The sequence below is a fragment of the Corynebacterium sp. UMB6689 genome (assembly GCF_030215295.1).
Lineage (GTDB): Bacteria > Actinomycetota > Actinomycetes > Mycobacteriales > Mycobacteriaceae > Corynebacterium > Corynebacterium aurimucosum.
The window spans coordinates 68574-84005 of the sequence record NZ_JASOLS010000012.1 but is presented as its reverse complement, the minus strand read 5'-3'; the positions used below and the strand labels follow the sequence as shown (position 1 = coordinate 84005).

The following is a 15432-nucleotide window of genomic DNA, read 5'->3' as shown; positions in this document are numbered from 1 at the left end:
AAATCAAGATCACCGCATTATCCCAGGCTGCCCCAGGAATCCGTATCGGTTTATCCACACGAAATGTCCCTTAAGCCATTGTTCATGGATACCAAGCCAGCCCTGACAGTCACTGGTTCCCGTGGCTAGAGCGCCTGCTGACCGCCGATGGCCACACCGTTCACACCATCGCGCTGCCGGAACCGAACGCTCCGAAGCTCGATGAGTGGGTAGAGGCGATTCGCAACGATATTGAGCGTCCAAACGCTAATACTTGCATCATCACGCATAGCCTGGGCGGCACCGCGGTGCTGCACTATCTCACGGCATTGGAGGGCGAGTGGGAGCTTCCTGGGCTCTTCATTGTCTCTGGGTTTGTGGAGAAGCTTCGTGTCATCCCAGAGCTTGACGAATTTATTGGCCAGGCCCACGTCGACGTGCCTGCTGTCAAACCCCACATCGCTCACATAGAGGTCTTCGTGTCTACGGACGATGTCCTGGTGGACCCTTCCCTCACGCAGCAGCTTGCCGACGCCCTCTCGGCCGCACCCATCACCATCCACGACGCTGGACACTTCCTTGAGAGCGACGGCTATACCGAGTTTCCACAGCTGGGGAATCGCATAGCGCAATGGCTGCGCAACCTATAAGCCCCCAGTCATGGCTTTGAGCGCCTCCACGTGCTGCACGTAAGCTTGTGTGCCTGCCTCAGTAAGCGTGACCCACACAGTGTCCTTAGCGCGGGTAGAACCGTACTCTCGGGCGCGGCTAATATAGCCGCGGTCTTCGAGGTGCTTTAACTGCTTGGAAAGTGTATCGGCGGGTAGCTCGGTCAACTCGGCGAGCGTGCTGTACTTCATTTGCCGACCGTCGGTGGCACCGGCGGAGTAGAGCGTGGCACAGATTCTGAGGCGGTTAATCGGGTGGATAACTGGATCCAGCTCAGAGGATTGGTTGGGCGCTTCCCTAGACACTGGCGCCCTTTATTGCCGCGTTGCGGTTCTCGTACAGCATCCAAGCCGTCGCTGCTGAAACGACGACCCCGCTGGTGATCATCCATGGCCATGTATCAGGTGTCGGCGTGGTGGAGAAAATCATTGCAGCGGGAAGCAGTACGCGTGACCACGTGGCGCGATCGTTCCTTGGCCCCTTGTTGGGATTGGGGCGAACAAAAGGGTTCGCGATTTTGTCCTTGAGGAGGTAGCCGAGAATGAAGGTCGGTATGAGGATTGCGAGGGTGTACCACCACGACAGCTTAGAGAATGCGAGGCTACTGCCGATGCCGAGCGCTACAAGTGCTACCGCCCACCCGCTCTGCTTCCAAGCTGTGCGCTGTTGAACCTCTCCAATGACTTTAAGGTCGCTGTTCATGATGTGCCTCCTTTACTTGCATCTAGTGCAAGTGTAACGCTTGCACTAGATGCAAGTAAAGGGGCGTGGCTTCTCGTGACATCTGAGTGGTCTGGTTTTACCCCATACCGGTGTGCATCTTCGGCGAGGTGGACGGGAGGGGCGGTGGAGTACCAGGGGGTGGACCAGTGGCCAATTGGTCTAAGTCCTACCGGTATGCCTTTTCTGGCCATACACTGCAGGTACAACGCATTCCCGACAGAAAGGAGAGCGGATGGCGGAAGTTGAAAATCATCACTATCGCCGACGCGACTCTAGCAGATAATACAAGGCGGCATCGCCATAATCCACAACTTCTTAAAGCCAACACTCGAGCGAAGTAGGAGCCTTGCATCGCATGCTGTTAGCGCACGTGTCCTCCCGAACCTCCAGCGATGACTAACTAGTGCTCCGGCCCCAGCAGCCAACGGCACGCCAGCGGAATAACCACTGATTCGATCCGCACCTAGGCCTTGAGAGTCGAAGTTTACATCGCAGCCATAAGTGGCAACGAGGTTCGGGATTTTATCTGTGTAAAAAGGGTCCGTTACCTGCCGATTTGTGCAATCTTTCGGGGATCCTATAGTGTTTAGCAAGTCCGAAACGGACAGCTAAGCGAGCCCCGTTCGTCTAGCGGCCTAGGACGCCGGCCTCTCACGCCGGTAACACGGGTTCAAATCCCGTACGGGGTACAAATAAAGAGGGCGACAAGCGATATAGCTGTCGCCCTCTTTCCTGATCGGGTTATGGGTTATCTGATCGGGTTATGGGTTAGCGGTCTGGAGTCTAGACAATGAGGACTTCAGCGTTATTACCGCCCGTGCAGCGAATCACCTCGTGCTCATCAATGTTGCACGTCAATGAGTAGTTCTGCTGTGTGACCGAGCTGTTGACGGTTACCTGTGCGGGGATATAGGCGCGGAGGTCATCCTGGGAGCTTGGGGCTAAGGTCATCAAGCGGCCGGCTGTGGAGCGCGCAAAATCGCAACTAGTGTTTGCGCCGGCCATGACGAAGGCGATGTTATAGCCATCGCCCATCTGGCACACCGTGGCGGGTGTGCCGTGAACGTTGACTGCTGCACCGTTGGCTTCGCCTTGGGGAAGCTGTCCGGAGAGGCTATTGTAGGTGGACATCTTTGCAGCCTGAGCGGTCTGGTGCTGGCCTGCGCCTGGTTGGGCCCCTTGCACACTCTGCGCTTGAGTATCCGGCTGTTGAGGCTGGCCCCCAGGCTGATCGGCTGCGGTGCCGGGCAATGTCGGTTCGGGGCCGGATGGGGCTCCTTCGTCGGCGGAGTTGGGAACGTGAAGTTCAGCGTCATCATTGAGCGGCTGAAAGGCTGGGTATGTGTTCTCGAAAGTTGGCTCACCCGATACTTCGCCCGGGCCTGACGATGCTGCCATGTCGGATGACGTGGAGCATCCAACCGTTAAAACACCGGCGGTGGCTATGGCTGCAAAAGCTGCGACGGGTCGGAGGGTGCGCGTGGAAGTCATAAGTTCCACCCTAACGGGATGTGCCGAGATGCGCTGGAGAAAACGGGGAGAGCTGCCCAAGCCCGGCATCGTGGGCGCGGGCTAGGCAGCTCAGAAAAACGGAATCCGGAGTGCTCTTAGTGGCAATCCCAGTGGCCATCATGCGCTGCGTGGCGGTGGCCATCGTGCAGGTAGTCCACGTGATCGCCGTGCGGGACGGCTACGTGGCCGCAGCCTTCGCCGTGCTCGTGGTCGTGGCCCTCGTGAACGGTGTGCTCGGATGTCTCGCACTCGTCCCAGTGGCCTTCATGCTCGCGGTGGATGTGGCCATCGTGGGCGTAGTCAGTCTGATCGTCGTGCGGGAATGCGACGTGGCCACAGCCTTCGCCGTGGGTGTGCGTGTGCTCGTCGTGAATGGTGTGGGTCATGACTCCTCCTTGAAAGGCTGGGGATTTTCAATCAGTTTTCAGTAGCTGTCACTGTCAGTAAAGCGTGTTTTCAACTCAATTTCATTAGTGGGGGGGTGCTAGGGGGTGTTAGTAGAGTGACGTGCGGGGCGTGAGGTGTATGTGGGGTGAAACAGGCTAGAGTGAAAGTATGATGAATAAGTCTCCTCAGCGTCGCCTTTCGCTTTTTGCTTCCGGCCTTGGTTCTGTGGTTGGTGCATGCTCGCTAGCCATTGCTCTTGCTACCCCCGCAACGGCTGCCGAGGGTGTGCCGGTGAGGCAGGGGCAAAAGGTTGCTGCTGCTGATGGCACCTTGTGTAGTGTCGGTTATGTGGAGGCCAGCCGGGCGTGGACCTCGGCCCACTGCGGTCTCAACGGGGAGCAGATGTATAACGAAGCGGGCCAGCACGTAGGAACCTTGCGTTGGTTCAAGCCTTCTGGGGCGGCAGGGCATGACTTGGCCTATATTCAGTTCGCCGGCGGAACGTACTCGGCCGGAAACCCCCTGACAGGGGATGGCATGGCGCCGGTCCCAGGCGAAGGGGCAGCTGTGTGCTTCGACGGGCAGGCCACGTCGCGTCAATGCGGTACTGCGGTGCGGGGGCCAGGCCTCTTTCCTGGAATGAACTATGCGGTCGACGTGTCGCTGGCACCAGGGGATAGCGGTGGAGCAGTCTCCGTTCCAGGGCAGCCAGGTGTGGTGGGTATTTACCAGGGGATTACCCAGACCAATCGAGAAGGCCGGACGGTAATTTTCTCAAACTATGCACGGATGCCACACGCGGATGAACTGGCGCGCTTGCCGCACCAAGGTTGGGTACCGCGACGTCCCAACCGGGAACCAGGAAATCCAATCCGGGTGGCGCAGGAAAAGGGTGAGGCGTTGTCCTCGACAAGCAGCGCGGGCCCAGAAGGACTGCGTGGCCTCGCAATGTATTTTGGTTTGAGTATTTAGAGGTATCTGGGGGCGGAGTTTGCAGGCCTAGCCGTCGGCGGTCTTAGCGGTTGCCATTGTTCGGTGCGCTGTTGGAAAGGGCGGCGCTCAGCCGGTTGGAAGCGCTGACCAGTACATCCGCAAATTTCTCCGCTGGGGAGGGACGGAAGCGCTCGGCCGAACCAGAAATGGAGAGCGCGGCGATGAAGTTTCCGGCGCCGTCGAAAACTGGTGCGGAGATGGAGGCGAGGTTGGACTCGCGTTCCTCGATGGATTCGGAATAACCGTTGGTGCGTGCGAGTTCGACATCGTGCTCGCTGAAAATGGCATCCTCAACGTGTACATCGGCAAAAGCTGCGAAGATTCTAGCGGCGGAGCCAGAGGTGAGCGGGAGCTGGCGGCCTACAGGGACCACGTTGTGTAGTCCAATTTCTGGCTCGCGCGTGGCAATGCAGGTGCGGGTGGTTCCCGAGAGTTCGTATAGCTGGACGGATTCGCCAGTGGCGTCGAGAAGCTCCTCCATGATGGGGCCGGCGGTCTCGATGATTCGATCCCGGTTGCCGGGAAGGGCGGGACCCGCACCCCACTTACCGTCGGGCGTGCGGGTAAGGATCCGGTGTGCCTCGAGCGCTGTGGCGAGACGGTGTGCGGTTGCCCGGGGTAGGCCGGTGGTCTCACACAGTTCATTGAGCGTGGAGGGGCGGTTGGTTGCGGCCATCATGATGGCTACTGCGCGATCCAATACCTTAATTCCTGATACTGCGGTATACTCTCCCATATAATGAAATCTACGTCCCATTAATTGAGATTTCAAGTGGAGAGATACATGACTGAGAAACTGACACTCGCAGAGAAGGTATGGCGCGACCACGTTGTGCGCAAGGGCGAGGGCGGCGAGCCCGATCTTATCTACATTGACTTCCAGCTCCTGCACGAAGTTACCAGCCCCCAGGCTTTCGACGGCCTTCGCTTGGCCGGTCGCGCTATGCGTTACCCTGAGCTACACCTGGCTACTGAAGATCATAACGTGCCCACCGTCGGAATTAAGACCGGCAACCTTTTAGAAATTAAAGATGAGGTCTCCCGCACGCAGGTATCTACCCTGCGCAAGAACTGTGAAGAGTTCGGTGTGCGCTTGCATTCGATGGGTGATGCTCAGCAAGGCATCGTTCACACCGTAGGCCCGCAGCTAGGAATTACCCAGCCTGGCATGACCATTGTGTGTGGTGACTCGCACACCTCGACGCATGGCGCCTTCGGCTCCATCGCCATGGGCATCGGTACCTCCGAGGTTGAGCACGTCATGGCCACCCAGACGCTTTCGCTCAAGCCTTTCAAGACCATGGCTATCGAGGTTAGCGGAGAGCTGGCGGAAGGCGTTTCGGCCAAGGACTTGATTCTGGCTATCATCGCCAAGATTGGCACCGGCGGCGGCCAGGGCCACATTATCGAGTACCGCGGCGAGGCCATTCGCAAAATGTCAATGGAAGCGCGCATGACGATCTGCAACATGTCCATCGAGGCTGGTGCCCGCGCTGGCATGGTGGCTCCGGATGAAACCACCTTTGAGTACGTCAAGGGCCGCGAGTTCGCCCCGCAGGGCGAAGACTGGGACGCAGCGGTTGACTACTGGAAGACGCTGCCGACCGATGAGGGCGCCGAGTTCGATACCGTCGTGGAGATCGACGGCTCCGCCCTCACCCCGTTTGTCACTTGGGGCACGAACCCGGGACAGGGGCTGCCGCTGAGCGCTGTGGTGCCCGACCCGGAGGAGTGCGGTGACGACGGTGAGAAGGCTGCAGTCGAGAAGGCCTTGGCGTACATGGACCTGGAGCCTGGCACGCCGCTTCGCGATATCCAGATCGACACTGTCTTCCTGGGATCCTGCACGAACGCTCGCATCGAAGACCTGCGCGCAGCCGCTGAGGTAGTCAAAGGGCGCAGTATCGCGGCTGATACCCGCATGATGGTGGTTCCCTCTTCCGCCGTGGTGAAGGCGCAGGCCGAAGAAGAAGGCCTGGATAAGATTTTCACTGATTTTGGCGCTGAATGGCGCACCGCTGGTTGCTCGATGTGCCTGGGTATGAACCCAGACCAGCTGAAGCCGGGGGAGCGCTCGGCGTCGACAAGCAACCGCAACTTTGAGGGCCGCCAGGGCCCCGGTGGCCGTACCCACCTAGTGTCCCCGGCCGTTGCCGCGGCGACAGCAGTCTTGGGTCACCTGGCCGCACCAGCAGATATCGACGATGCCGCCGTGGCCGGCGCTTAAGGAAAGGGAGAAGACAATGGAGAAATTCGTTACTCATACTGGCATCGGCGTTCCGCTGCGAGTATCCAATGTGGACACTGACCAGATTATTCCGGCGCGCTACCTGAAGTCCGTTAAACGCACCGGCTTTGCCGACGGTCTGTTTTCTAACTGGCGCAGCGACGAGCACTTCATTCTCAACGAGGAACCGTTCAGGGAAGGCTCTGTGCTTTTCGCGGGGCCGGACTTTGGTACCGGGTCCTCCCGTGAGCACGCAGTATGGGCGCTTGCCGAGTATGGATTCAAGGCGGTGTTTTCTTCACGCTTCGCCGATATTTTCCGCGGCAATTCCGGAAAGGCTGGCCTGCTGACGGGGCTCATGGAACAAGAAGACATCGAGCTCATCTGGAAACAGTTGGAGGCCGGCGAGACCGAGACCACCGTGGATCTGGAAGCGCGCACGGTTAGCGTCGGCGGCAACAGCTACACCTTTGAGATCGATGATTACACTCGCTGGCGCCTTATGGAGGGGCTCGATGATATTGGCCTGACCCTGCGCAATGAGGCCGATATCGAGGCTTTCGAATCCGCGCGCCCCGCGTTCAAGCCCCGCGTCGTAGCATCTTAACGTGAGCAATGGAGGCGTGGGAGCATTCCCCGCCTCCTGTGGCGCCGGACACATATCGGCGTTAACATCCTCGGCATGAGCAATCCTTATCAAAGCTCTAGCGGGGACAGCGGCAATCAGTTCGGCGGCGCCGGCGGGTATGGCAGCTATGACAATCACGACACCGCGGGGTATGGCTATCAGGGGTATGGCTATCAACAGCCAGGGAACTACGGTTACCAGCAGTCCGGCAGCTACGGGGCGCGCCAGCCTGGTGCCTGGGCTGGAAATCCACCAGGCGGGGCTCCCGCCCAACCCATCGACGCCATGGATATTGTGGGCCAATCATTCAAGGGCTACCTGAAGCAGCCTGTGCCAGGGATGTTGGCCATGCTGGTGCATTTGATCATCACTTTTGCTCTTCTTCTTGTTCCGAGTACCGCTGTAGGCGGTATCTTCGCAGCAATGGAAGAAAGCGGCACGGACATTGAGCCTTTGGTACCTACCGTGGGGATCCCGCTCATGGTTGTCATGGGGCTAGTGGCCTTCGCTTATCTTTTCTGGCTGATGGCGAACCTCTTTAATGGTTCCCGGAAGATCGCAGATGGGGAGAAGGTCACCTTCCGCGACTACTTCAGGTTTGCCCAGCTGAGTGGTTGCGCCGGCGTCTATGCCTGCTTCTTTATTTTGGTAATGCTCGGATCTATTGCGGGCGGCTTCCCTGGTCTGATTCTCTTTGCGCTTCTGTGGCCTGCGCCCGTGATTAAGGCGGATAACCCTGATAAGCCTCTCATGGACTGCTTCCGAGAGGCCCTCAACCTGGTCATGGAGAATCTAGGGCAGTCGCTGCTCTTTATCTTGGTCTGCTCCCTCATCGCGAGCTTGCTTGTCTTTATTCCCATAGTCGGCTTCCTTGCCGCCTATCCGATCTGGGCGCTCGGGATGGTCCTTTTCACTCGCGCTATGCAGCGCCGCCCTGCAGCGCGGTGGGAATAAGACAGCAGGGCAGCACTGAAGTTCCTGAGAGACGGCGGCGATGCCGTACTTAGCGCACAGGAAGCGGGCTAGCCAAGTAGTCCGCCCCGGTAAGCTCACCGTCGTTGAAGGAAAGAACCCATACCGAAGCCTTCTTGAACTTGAGCTCATCGATCGACTTTTTAAGGAACTTCGGCGCGTAGGACTCGATGATGCCGGGGATGGTCAGCCCTTGGCTGACGATAACCGGAACACCGCCGCCGTCGACCACGCGCTGGAAGGCGGCGCGTGCGTCGTCGGGCGATTCAGCAAAGACATCATCGCCGAATGCTTTATTCACGGCGATGTCCATGCCGAGTTCATCGGCCAGCCGGGCAGCGGTGTGCTGGCAACGCTGCGGCGGAGCGCTATAAATGGCGGTCGGATGAAATGGCGTGAGCATCGGCACGAGCATCTCCGCTTGGCGGCGCCCCTTTTTATCCAGCGGGCGCAGGTCATCATCGCCTTCCCACGAGCGGCGCTGGTGTGCGCGTGCATGGCGCACATAAAGAACGCGGGTCGTAGGCGCAAGGCGCAGACGCTTGTGTGCCTTGCCTAGCACCTGGGCATCAACGTCGTAGGAGAGTAATGAGCTGGCCTCGGCGATCTTCATCCAACGCAGCTCATCGGTCTCTTCATTCGGGGTGTACTCACCGTCGAGTACACGGGCCAGCCAGTAGTAGACCACCTTCGTGCGGCCTTGCACCGGGTAGGCCACCTTGCCGATGAGCTTGCCTAGGCGCACGGAGTAACCGGTTTCCTCGAAGATCTCGCGCGCGGCGGTCGCGGGGAGCGATTCGCCCGGATCGACCTTGCCCTTGGGCAGCGACCAATCGTCATAGTGGGGGCGGTGGATAAGTGCAACCTCCGGATCGTGCGGGTCGCCACGCCAGAGAACCGCGCCGGCGGCAAGCGTCGTGCGCTTGAATTCTTCTGCCGGATCGACGGGGATCTCCTGGTGGCGTCCGGAAATGAAGACTTCCGAGCGAATGTCTTTGTCCGTCTCGTGCATGTTCTTTGCCTTGGGCATGCTGCTCCTTTTGCGCCGGTAGCTTTCAACCTTCTCTATCTTCCTCCACTCGCCGTCGCGATGCAGCCTTACGCGCCGAGCGTGCAGGAATGCCAGGCGTGCTTTAATGGGAAAAGCCAATGCAGAGGAATCTAGAGTGAGGTGGCACATGGCAAACGTGGCAGTAATGGGGGCAGGCTCGTGGGGAACCACGCTGGCAAAAGTCTTTGCTGACGCCGGCAACGACGTCCGCTTGTGGGCGCGCCGCGAGGAATTGGCGAATGCCATCAACACGCGCCACGAGAATCCGGATTACCTCCCAGAACTCCCGCTTCCTGAGTCGATTAAGGCCTCCACAGAGCCGGCAACAACGCTGCAGGCCGCGGATATTGTGATCTTCGGCGTTCCCTCCCAGACGCTGCGCGGAAACCTGGAAAAGTGGGCGCCACTCTTGCCTGAGGACGCGACCTTGGTGTCGATCTCTAAAGGCGTGGAGAAGGCCACACTCAACCTAATGAGCGAAGTTATCGCAGACGCCGCCGGTGTCTCCTCCGACCGTATCGCGGTCCTCTCTGGGCCCAACCTAGCCAAGGAGGTGGCCCAGGAGCAACCAGCAGCCACGGTGATTGCCTGCAGCGATGCTGCCCGTGCCGAGGCCGTGCAACATGCCGCCGCAGCACCGTATTTTCGGCCCTATACCAACACCGATGTCATCGGCGCGGAGATCGGCGGCGCCTGCAAAAACGTGATTGCACTTGCCTGCGGCATGGCGGCGGGTAAGGGGTTAGGCAACAACACCATGGCCACCATCATCACGCGCGGGCTCGCGGAGATTACTCGCCTAGGAGTGAAGCTGGGAGCGGACCCGTTCACCTTCTCTGGTCTAGCAGGCATGGGAGACCTCGTGGCGACGTGCAGTTCGACACTGTCGCGTAACCGCACCTTTGGGTATCGCCTCGGCCAGGGTGGCACGCTGGAGGAAGCAACTGCCGCCACCAACGGGCAGGTTGCGGAAGGCGTTATCTCATCTGATTCCATCTTTCGGTTGGCGCAGCGCGCAGACGTAGAGATGCCGATTACCCAAGCGGTCTACGGTGTGTGCCACCGCGGGGTGACTGTCGACGACATGATTGTTGCTCTGATGGGTCGCACCAAGAAAGCTGAGTAAAGCCGAGTAAAGTTGCTCGGTATGACTGAAGCGAAACCTGTGCGCGTTGCCGTTGTGTACGGCGGTCGCAGCTCCGAGCATTCGGTGTCGTGCATTTCCGCCGGCGCAATCATGGAGCACCTTGATCCGGAAAAGTATGAAGTCGTGCCCATTGGCATCACGCGGGAAGGCACCTGGACGCAGGGCAACCGCGCGGGACTCGACATTGTTGACGGGCGGCTGCCCGAAGTAGAACTGCACGATGAGCTGGCGTTATCCCTCAACCCTGCCACGCGTGGGCGCATCCACAATGTCACCCGCCACGAGCACTACACAGAGGTCGATGTCATCGTCCCAGTTCTGCACGGCCCCTATGGGGAAGACGGCACAGTGCAGGGCCTCTTTGAACTTTCCGGGATTCCCTACGTCGGCGCAGGCGTATTGGCTTCGGCTGTGGGAATGGACAAGGAGTTCACCAAGAAGCTTCTGGTCGCGGAAGGCCTTCCGGTAGCGCCGCAAGAAGTACTCACAGGGGAAGCCACGCTTAATGACGCCCAAAAGGAACGCCTTGGCCTGCCCGTCTTTGTGAAGCCGGCGCGGGGCGGATCCTCCATCGGTGTGTCCAAGGTCTCCGCATGGGAAGACCTTGAAGCAGCACTAACCCTGGCCTATGAATCCGATGACAAGGTCCTCATCGAACCAGAAATCAGCGGCGCCGAGGTGGAGGTGGGAGTTCTTGAACGCCCCGACGGCAGCCTCCAGGCCTCTGTCCCCGCCAAGCTCTTGGGCACCACGGAGTCTGAGGAAGGCTTTTATGATTTCGATGCCAAGTACATCGACGAGGGCGTCTCGGCAGCAATTCCTGCTCCGTTGAGTGAGGAGCTGACCGCCGAACTTCGACAGCGCGCTATTGAGGCTTTCCGGGCGCTGGGTGCCTCGGGCCTATCGCGCGTGGATTTCTTCGTCAGTGATGATTCCTACTGCATCAACGAAGTGAATACCTTCCCCGGCTTCACCCCGATTTCTATGTACCCGCAGGTCTTTGCTGCGGAAGGGGTAGGTTATGCCGAGCTGCTCGACACCCTTATTCAGACGGCCCTCGCGCGTTCCTAGGGTGACGATGTAGGCCGCGCCTCTCACACCTACTGGGAGGGAGTGGCTGCCACGAGGGCGTCGCTAAGCCGCACCAGCGCGGAATTCGCAGCATCCTGTGGGGCAGACAACGCGAGGTCCTCCGCCCGGCCGAGCGCGAACCATGTGCCGGCCGTGGTGCCCTCCGCCAGCGTGGTGTCTTCGAACCACGGGACGTCGTTGACCTGCTGGAGCTGAACACCTGCTCGGTAGTTCTCCGGAGAGGCCACGCCGCAGCGCACGACAATCTCTTCCTGACCCGGTGCGCTATAAACCCAGGTGTTCTTATCTCCCACATCCGCGCGGCGCGTATAGCCCTCTGCAAGTGTTTCCGGCAGGGCCTCTTCTAGAGCGGGACACATGGAATCCGGTCCAGCCTTGAGCTGCGATAGCGGCGCTGGGTTGGCCTTCTGTGCCTTCTTTTCTAGTTGCTGGAAGGCTGCTTCTAGCCCCTCTGGAGCGTCATCATGGGCCTCCTCCGAGGAGGTTGTCACCGCGATGGCGGGGGTGTGCTTGGTGCTGTACCACGTCGAGAGGGTGGAGCCGGGGGTGGCGTCGAGGACCTGTAGCCACGATTCGCCGTCGGACTCGACGGTGTGGGAGTAGTCGGTAAACTGCTGCGGCAGGTCAACACCACAGCGCAGCGTTACTTTGTCCTCCGAGTTCTTTGCCCACGCGGCGGCGCCCGCCGGGGCAGGATCGACCAAGTCGACGCGCGGGTAACCCATGAGCTTGTCCGGCAGCGCATCGACGACAGCGGCACACTCGGGGGAGTCCGCTGCCTTAGAGGGAGTGGGAGGCAGCGCCACTGGCTGTTGCGCGGCGCTGGTGAATACGTATTTGGCACCAAAAATCACCGCGAAGACCATCGCGATGGAGATCCCGAGTGAGATGTAAATAGCGGTGCGGTTAAATTGGGTATCCATAGGGGCTTATCCTATCGCTGATAGCCCGAGAAGAACGAACGCGGACGGCGCGCACGAGTGGCGTGTAGCCCGCGCAAGGAAAAGGAGTCCGTGACGGTGGGTTTGTCCCATACCCTCGATCAAGCCGGTGAACGGCACGTTATCCATGAGATTGTCACTGCAGCCCCGAGCGCGCTCAACGGCGACGATGCGGCAGTGCTGTACCCGGCGGCACCCAATTCGCGCACGGTGGCCGCGACAGACATGATGGTGGAAGGTCGGCACTTCCGGCGGGACTGGTCCACCGCCGCGGAGATCGGACAGAAAGCCATTGTGCGCAACTTCGCGGATATTGAGGCAATGGGCGCGCGCCCTACAGCGGCATTGCTGGCGATTGCCGCCCCGGGAGATACCTCGGTGGACTTCGTGCGGGGGATTGCGCAGGGTATCGCTGAGCGCTGCGCGGTATATAACGCGGAGCTCGTAGGCGGAGATCTGACCCGCAGTGAGAGCTTGGTCATCAACGTCACGGCGTTAGGCTCCCTGGGTGGAAGTGGTGCAGCGCTGACTCTGGATGGTGCCCGGGCGGGCCAGAAGTTGGTAGCACACGGCAAGATTGGGTATTCCGGGGCGGGCCTGGCACTGTTGCAACGCTATGGCCGCGCATTGCCGCCGGAGTTAGAAGAATTCTGGCCTTTGGTCGACGCCCACTGCGCTCCCTCCCTCACCCCGGGGCGTGGTGTCATCGCGCGGGCAACCGGTTCGACCTCGATGACGGATAACTCGGATGGCCTCGTGCGCGATATAGGACACTTAGCTGGGCGTTCCGGGGTGCACATCGACCTTGACCGTGGAGCGATTGCCCCTGACCCGCTGCTGGCTGCCGCCGGCGCGGTGCTCGATATCGATCCTTGGGAATGGGTCTTAACCGGCGGCGAGGACCACACGCTGTTGGCTACCACGTACAAGGCCCCTCCCTCCGGTTTCCGGGAAATTGGTCGGGTGATGCGCGGTAGCGGCGTGACCATTGACGGAGAGGAGCCGCGCTATAGCGAGGGCTGGGAGGGATTCGCGTGAGCCACATTGATACCTCTCACATTCACTACTCGTGGATGCCTTACATCCGGCAGGCACTGGAGGAAAACCTTCCACGCATTGAGCGCGAGATTGGCGCAGAGTTCCTGCCGCCCGCCGAGAATGTATTCGCCGCCCTGTCTATGCCGCTCGAGGACGTGCGGGTGCTCATCGTGGGCCAGGACCCCTATCCCACGCCGGGGCATGCCATGGGTTTGTCCTTCTCCACGCGATCGGGCGTGCCGGCCCCGCGTTCGTTGAAGAATATCTACGCCGAGCTTGGCGACGACCTCGGCATCCCCGGCCGCGCTGATGGTGATCTACGGGCCTGGTTTGAGCAAGGAGTGCTGCTGCTCAACCGAGTGCTTACCGTGGCCCCGGGCCAGGCCGGTTCACACCGCAGGCTCGGGTGGGAAGCGATTACCGAGGCCGCCATCAGAGCACTGGCGGGGCGCGATATCGTGGCCATTCTATGGGGCCGCGATGCCCAAGCCTGCCAAGCTTTCCTGCCCGGTACAGAGTGCATTACCTCCCCGCATCCTTCGCCGCTGTCAGCGCGGCGTGGATTCTTCGGGTCGCGTCCCTTTTCCCGGGCCAATGCGGCTTTAGAGGCCCGTGGCGTCCCCGCGGTGGACTGGCGCTTGTAGACTAGCCAGCATGTCATATCCCGCTGAGTTGGATGCTCGTGGCCTCCACGAGTGGGCCGCCCGAACCGTGGAGGAGCTGCAGCGCCGCCGCGCCGAGATCAATGCCCTCAACGTTTTCCCAGTGCCCGATTCCGACACGGGATCCAACATGGCGCACACCATGGAGTCCGCATTGGCGGAGGCCAATAAGGGCGAGGTGGACGTGGCCGAAGCCCTGGCCATCGGCTCAGTGCGCGGCGCCCGCGGCAATTCGGGGATGGTGCTCTCCCAAGTGCTGCGGGGGGTTGCCGATGCCACGACGGATTCGCGCGTGGACGGTGCGGTACTCGCCGATGCTTTGACCTTGGCTGTCACTTTGGTGGACCGCGCGCTTGCCGCACCGGTGGAAGGAACGATTATTACCGTGTTGCGAGCCGCGGCCATCGCCGCCAATCAGGCTGCCGAGCAGCCTGGGGCCGAGCTTCACGGCATCTTGCTCGCAGCGGTCGAGGCCGCACGGAAGGCCCTTGCTGAGACCCCCTCGCAGCTATCGGCCCTGCGCGAAGCCGGCGTTGTGGATGCCGGTGGAACCGGCTTCGTAATTTTGCTCGAGTGCTTGCTCACTCAGGTCACAGGGCACGACCCCGCCAGCCAACCCCTGACGGAGTCGGTGCTACTTCACTCCGAGGAGCCTGCCGTGCGGGAGCCACAGACAGGAGAAGAGCTCGCAGAGATCGAAGCCATCTTCTTCTTTGAAGGCAACCTGGGCGACATCGAAGAGACCTTGGCTCCGCTGGGCAATAGTCTCGTCATTGCACGGGCGACGGAAACCTCCGCCAGCGTGCACATCCATAGCGCTGAGGCGGGGACCGTGATCGAAAAGGCCTATTCCCTGGGAAAGGTCAGCAACCTGCGGCTCGAAGCGCTACCGCAGACGGGCCAGGCGGCCAGCTGCCAAGATTCTGGTGGTGGCGGGGGAGCACAGCGGCGTATCTTTGCCGCGGTGCCTGAAGAGGCAGCGCGGGAGCTTTTTGAGAAGGCGGGGGCGGACGTCGTCAAGCCCGGCGAAGAACTGCAAAGCGCCGGGGAGGGAGATCTTTTCTTGCCCAATGGCTGCGGTGGTGACCCGGGCAAGGCTACTGTCATTCCGACCGATTCCCTGGTAGCCGGGCTGGCGGCGCTCTCGGTTTATGCGCCGAGTTCCGCGCACACCGACGACGTGCTCGCCGCGATGAAGGACGCTGCCCGTTCCATGCGGGTAGCCTACCCAGATAGAGAAAACGTGGCTGGGATTCTAGCGGCATGTCGTACTCAGCTGGGCTATGGCGGCGAGCAGATCACGGTGCTGACTGGCCTTGAGCTAGAGGAAGACGAGTTAGCCCGAGAGTTGGGGGTTGATGTCGTGGTTCTGCACGTGCCTGGACTGCGCACTGAGATTGGGGTGGAGTAG

Annotated in this window: 17 protein-coding genes and 1 tRNA gene; 11 read left to right on the top strand and 7 right to left on the bottom strand. The window is 60.4% G+C overall.

Going from position 1 to position 15432, the window contains the following annotated elements:
- Positions 1 to 77: 77 nt before the first annotated feature.
- Entirely contained in the window at positions 78 to 629 is a 552-nt protein-coding gene (locus tag QP363_RS08310) for an alpha/beta hydrolase (protein WP_284763955.1), read from the top strand.
- On the opposite strand, the gene QP363_RS08305 is transcribed toward QP363_RS08310, so the two are convergent.
- Together QP363_RS08305 and QP363_RS08300 are read right to left on the bottom strand one after the other, a co-directional pair.
- Positions 624 to 953, bottom strand: a complete 330-nt coding sequence (locus QP363_RS08305) for a transcriptional regulator (RefSeq protein ID WP_070445025.1) — start codon at positions 951 to 953, stop codon at positions 624 to 626. The two genes, QP363_RS08310 and QP363_RS08305, sit on opposite strands and share 6 nt — an antisense overlap.
- Positions 946 to 1350 carry a hypothetical protein gene (locus QP363_RS08300; RefSeq protein WP_284763951.1) on the bottom strand — a complete coding sequence of 135 codons (405 nt, stop codon included), beginning with the start codon at positions 1348 to 1350 and terminating at the stop codon, positions 946 to 948. The genes QP363_RS08305 and QP363_RS08300 overlap by 8 nt, the downstream gene beginning before the upstream one ends.
- 637 nt (positions 1351 to 1987) lie before the next feature.
- On the opposite strand from QP363_RS08300, the gene QP363_RS08295 reads away from it, so the two are divergent.
- Positions 1988 to 2060 (top strand) — tRNA-Glu (locus tag QP363_RS08295).
- Positions 2061 to 2154: 94 nt separating this feature from the next.
- Here the strand turns inward: QP363_RS08295 and QP363_RS08290 are convergent.
- Together QP363_RS08290 and QP363_RS08285 are read right to left on the bottom strand one after the other, a co-directional pair.
- A complete protein-coding gene (locus QP363_RS08290) occupies positions 2155 to 2862 on the bottom strand; it encodes a hypothetical protein (protein ID WP_246815725.1) in 708 nt (235 codons plus the stop codon).
- A 116-nt stretch (positions 2863 to 2978) separates the two neighbouring features.
- Positions 2979 to 3269: a hypothetical protein gene (locus QP363_RS08285; RefSeq protein ID WP_084739021.1), complete on the bottom strand. Its 291-nt coding sequence runs from the start codon at positions 3267 to 3269 to the stop codon at positions 2979 to 2981.
- Between the two features lie 169 nt (positions 3270 to 3438).
- Between QP363_RS08285 and QP363_RS08280 the strand changes: the two genes are divergently transcribed.
- Positions 3439 to 4242 carry a hypothetical protein gene (locus tag QP363_RS08280; RefSeq protein ID WP_083276436.1) on the top strand — a complete coding sequence of 268 codons (804 nt, stop codon included), beginning with the start codon at positions 3439 to 3441 and terminating at the stop codon, positions 4240 to 4242.
- A 43-nt stretch (positions 4243 to 4285) separates the two neighbouring features.
- On the opposite strand, the gene QP363_RS08275 is transcribed toward QP363_RS08280, so the two are convergent.
- The gene (locus tag QP363_RS08275) at positions 4286 to 4999 is read right to left on the bottom strand and encodes an IclR family transcriptional regulator (RefSeq protein WP_284763946.1); all 714 of its coding nucleotides are present in this window, start codon (positions 4997 to 4999) and stop codon (positions 4286 to 4288) included.
- A 48-nt stretch (positions 5000 to 5047) separates the two neighbouring features.
- On the opposite strand from QP363_RS08275, the gene leuC reads away from it, so the two are divergent.
- The 3 genes from leuC (at position 5048) to QP363_RS08260 (ending at position 8072) form a co-directional block, all read left to right on the top strand.
- Positions 5048 to 6490 carry a 3-isopropylmalate dehydratase large subunit gene (leuC, locus tag QP363_RS08270; RefSeq protein ID WP_284763943.1) on the top strand — a complete coding sequence of 481 codons (1443 nt, stop codon included), beginning with the start codon at positions 5048 to 5050 and terminating at the stop codon, positions 6488 to 6490.
- A gap of 16 nt (positions 6491 to 6506) precedes the next feature.
- Entirely contained in the window at positions 6507 to 7097 is a 591-nt protein-coding gene (gene leuD / locus QP363_RS08265; protein ID WP_070710587.1) for a 3-isopropylmalate dehydratase small subunit, read from the top strand.
- 75 nt (positions 7098 to 7172) lie between these two features.
- Positions 7173 to 8072 (top strand): EI24 domain-containing protein, encoded by a 900-nt coding sequence (locus QP363_RS08260; RefSeq protein ID WP_070730314.1) that lies wholly within the window; start codon positions 7173 to 7175, stop codon positions 8070 to 8072.
- A 49-nt stretch (positions 8073 to 8121) separates the two neighbouring features.
- Here the strand turns inward: QP363_RS08260 and QP363_RS08255 are convergent, their stop codons facing one another.
- Positions 8122 to 9120 (bottom strand): bifunctional NUDIX hydrolase/histidine phosphatase family protein, encoded by a 999-nt coding sequence (locus tag QP363_RS08255; RefSeq protein WP_070730312.1) that lies wholly within the window; start codon positions 9118 to 9120, stop codon positions 8122 to 8124.
- 148 nt (positions 9121 to 9268) lie between these two features.
- Here QP363_RS08255 and QP363_RS08250 point away from each other — a divergent pair, with 148 nt between their 5' ends.
- Both QP363_RS08250 and QP363_RS08245 read left to right on the top strand, forming a co-directional pair.
- Positions 9269 to 10267 carry an NAD(P)H-dependent glycerol-3-phosphate dehydrogenase gene (locus tag QP363_RS08250; protein WP_070643396.1) on the top strand — a complete coding sequence of 333 codons (999 nt, stop codon included), beginning with the start codon at positions 9269 to 9271 and terminating at the stop codon, positions 10265 to 10267.
- A 21-nt stretch (positions 10268 to 10288) separates the two neighbouring features.
- Complete coding sequence (locus tag QP363_RS08245; protein WP_070718575.1) at positions 10289 to 11359, top strand: D-alanine--D-alanine ligase family protein; 1071 nt, start codon at positions 10289 to 10291, stop codon at positions 11357 to 11359.
- Positions 11360 to 11388: 29 nt separating this feature from the next.
- On the opposite strand, the gene QP363_RS08240 is transcribed toward QP363_RS08245, so the two are convergent.
- Entirely contained in the window at positions 11389 to 12303 is a 915-nt protein-coding gene (locus QP363_RS08240; RefSeq protein WP_284763935.1) for a DUF3515 domain-containing protein, read from the bottom strand.
- 90 nt (positions 12304 to 12393) lie between these two features.
- Here QP363_RS08240 and QP363_RS08235 point away from each other — a divergent pair, with 90 nt between their 5' ends.
- Genes QP363_RS08235 through QP363_RS08225 form a run of 3 tightly spaced genes read left to right on the top strand, consistent with a single transcriptional unit; the run spans position 12394 to position 15432 of the window.
- A complete protein-coding gene (locus QP363_RS08235) occupies positions 12394 to 13359 on the top strand; it encodes a thiamine-phosphate kinase (RefSeq protein WP_141754766.1) in 966 nt (321 codons plus the stop codon).
- A gap of 35 nt (positions 13360 to 13394) precedes the next feature.
- Positions 13395 to 14003 carry a uracil-DNA glycosylase gene (locus QP363_RS08230; protein ID WP_201829587.1) on the top strand — a complete coding sequence of 203 codons (609 nt, stop codon included), beginning with the start codon at positions 13395 to 13397 and terminating at the stop codon, positions 14001 to 14003.
- A gap of 10 nt (positions 14004 to 14013) precedes the next feature.
- Positions 14014 to 15432 (top strand): DAK2 domain-containing protein, encoded by a 1419-nt coding sequence (locus QP363_RS08225; RefSeq protein ID WP_284763932.1) that lies wholly within the window; start codon positions 14014 to 14016, stop codon positions 15430 to 15432.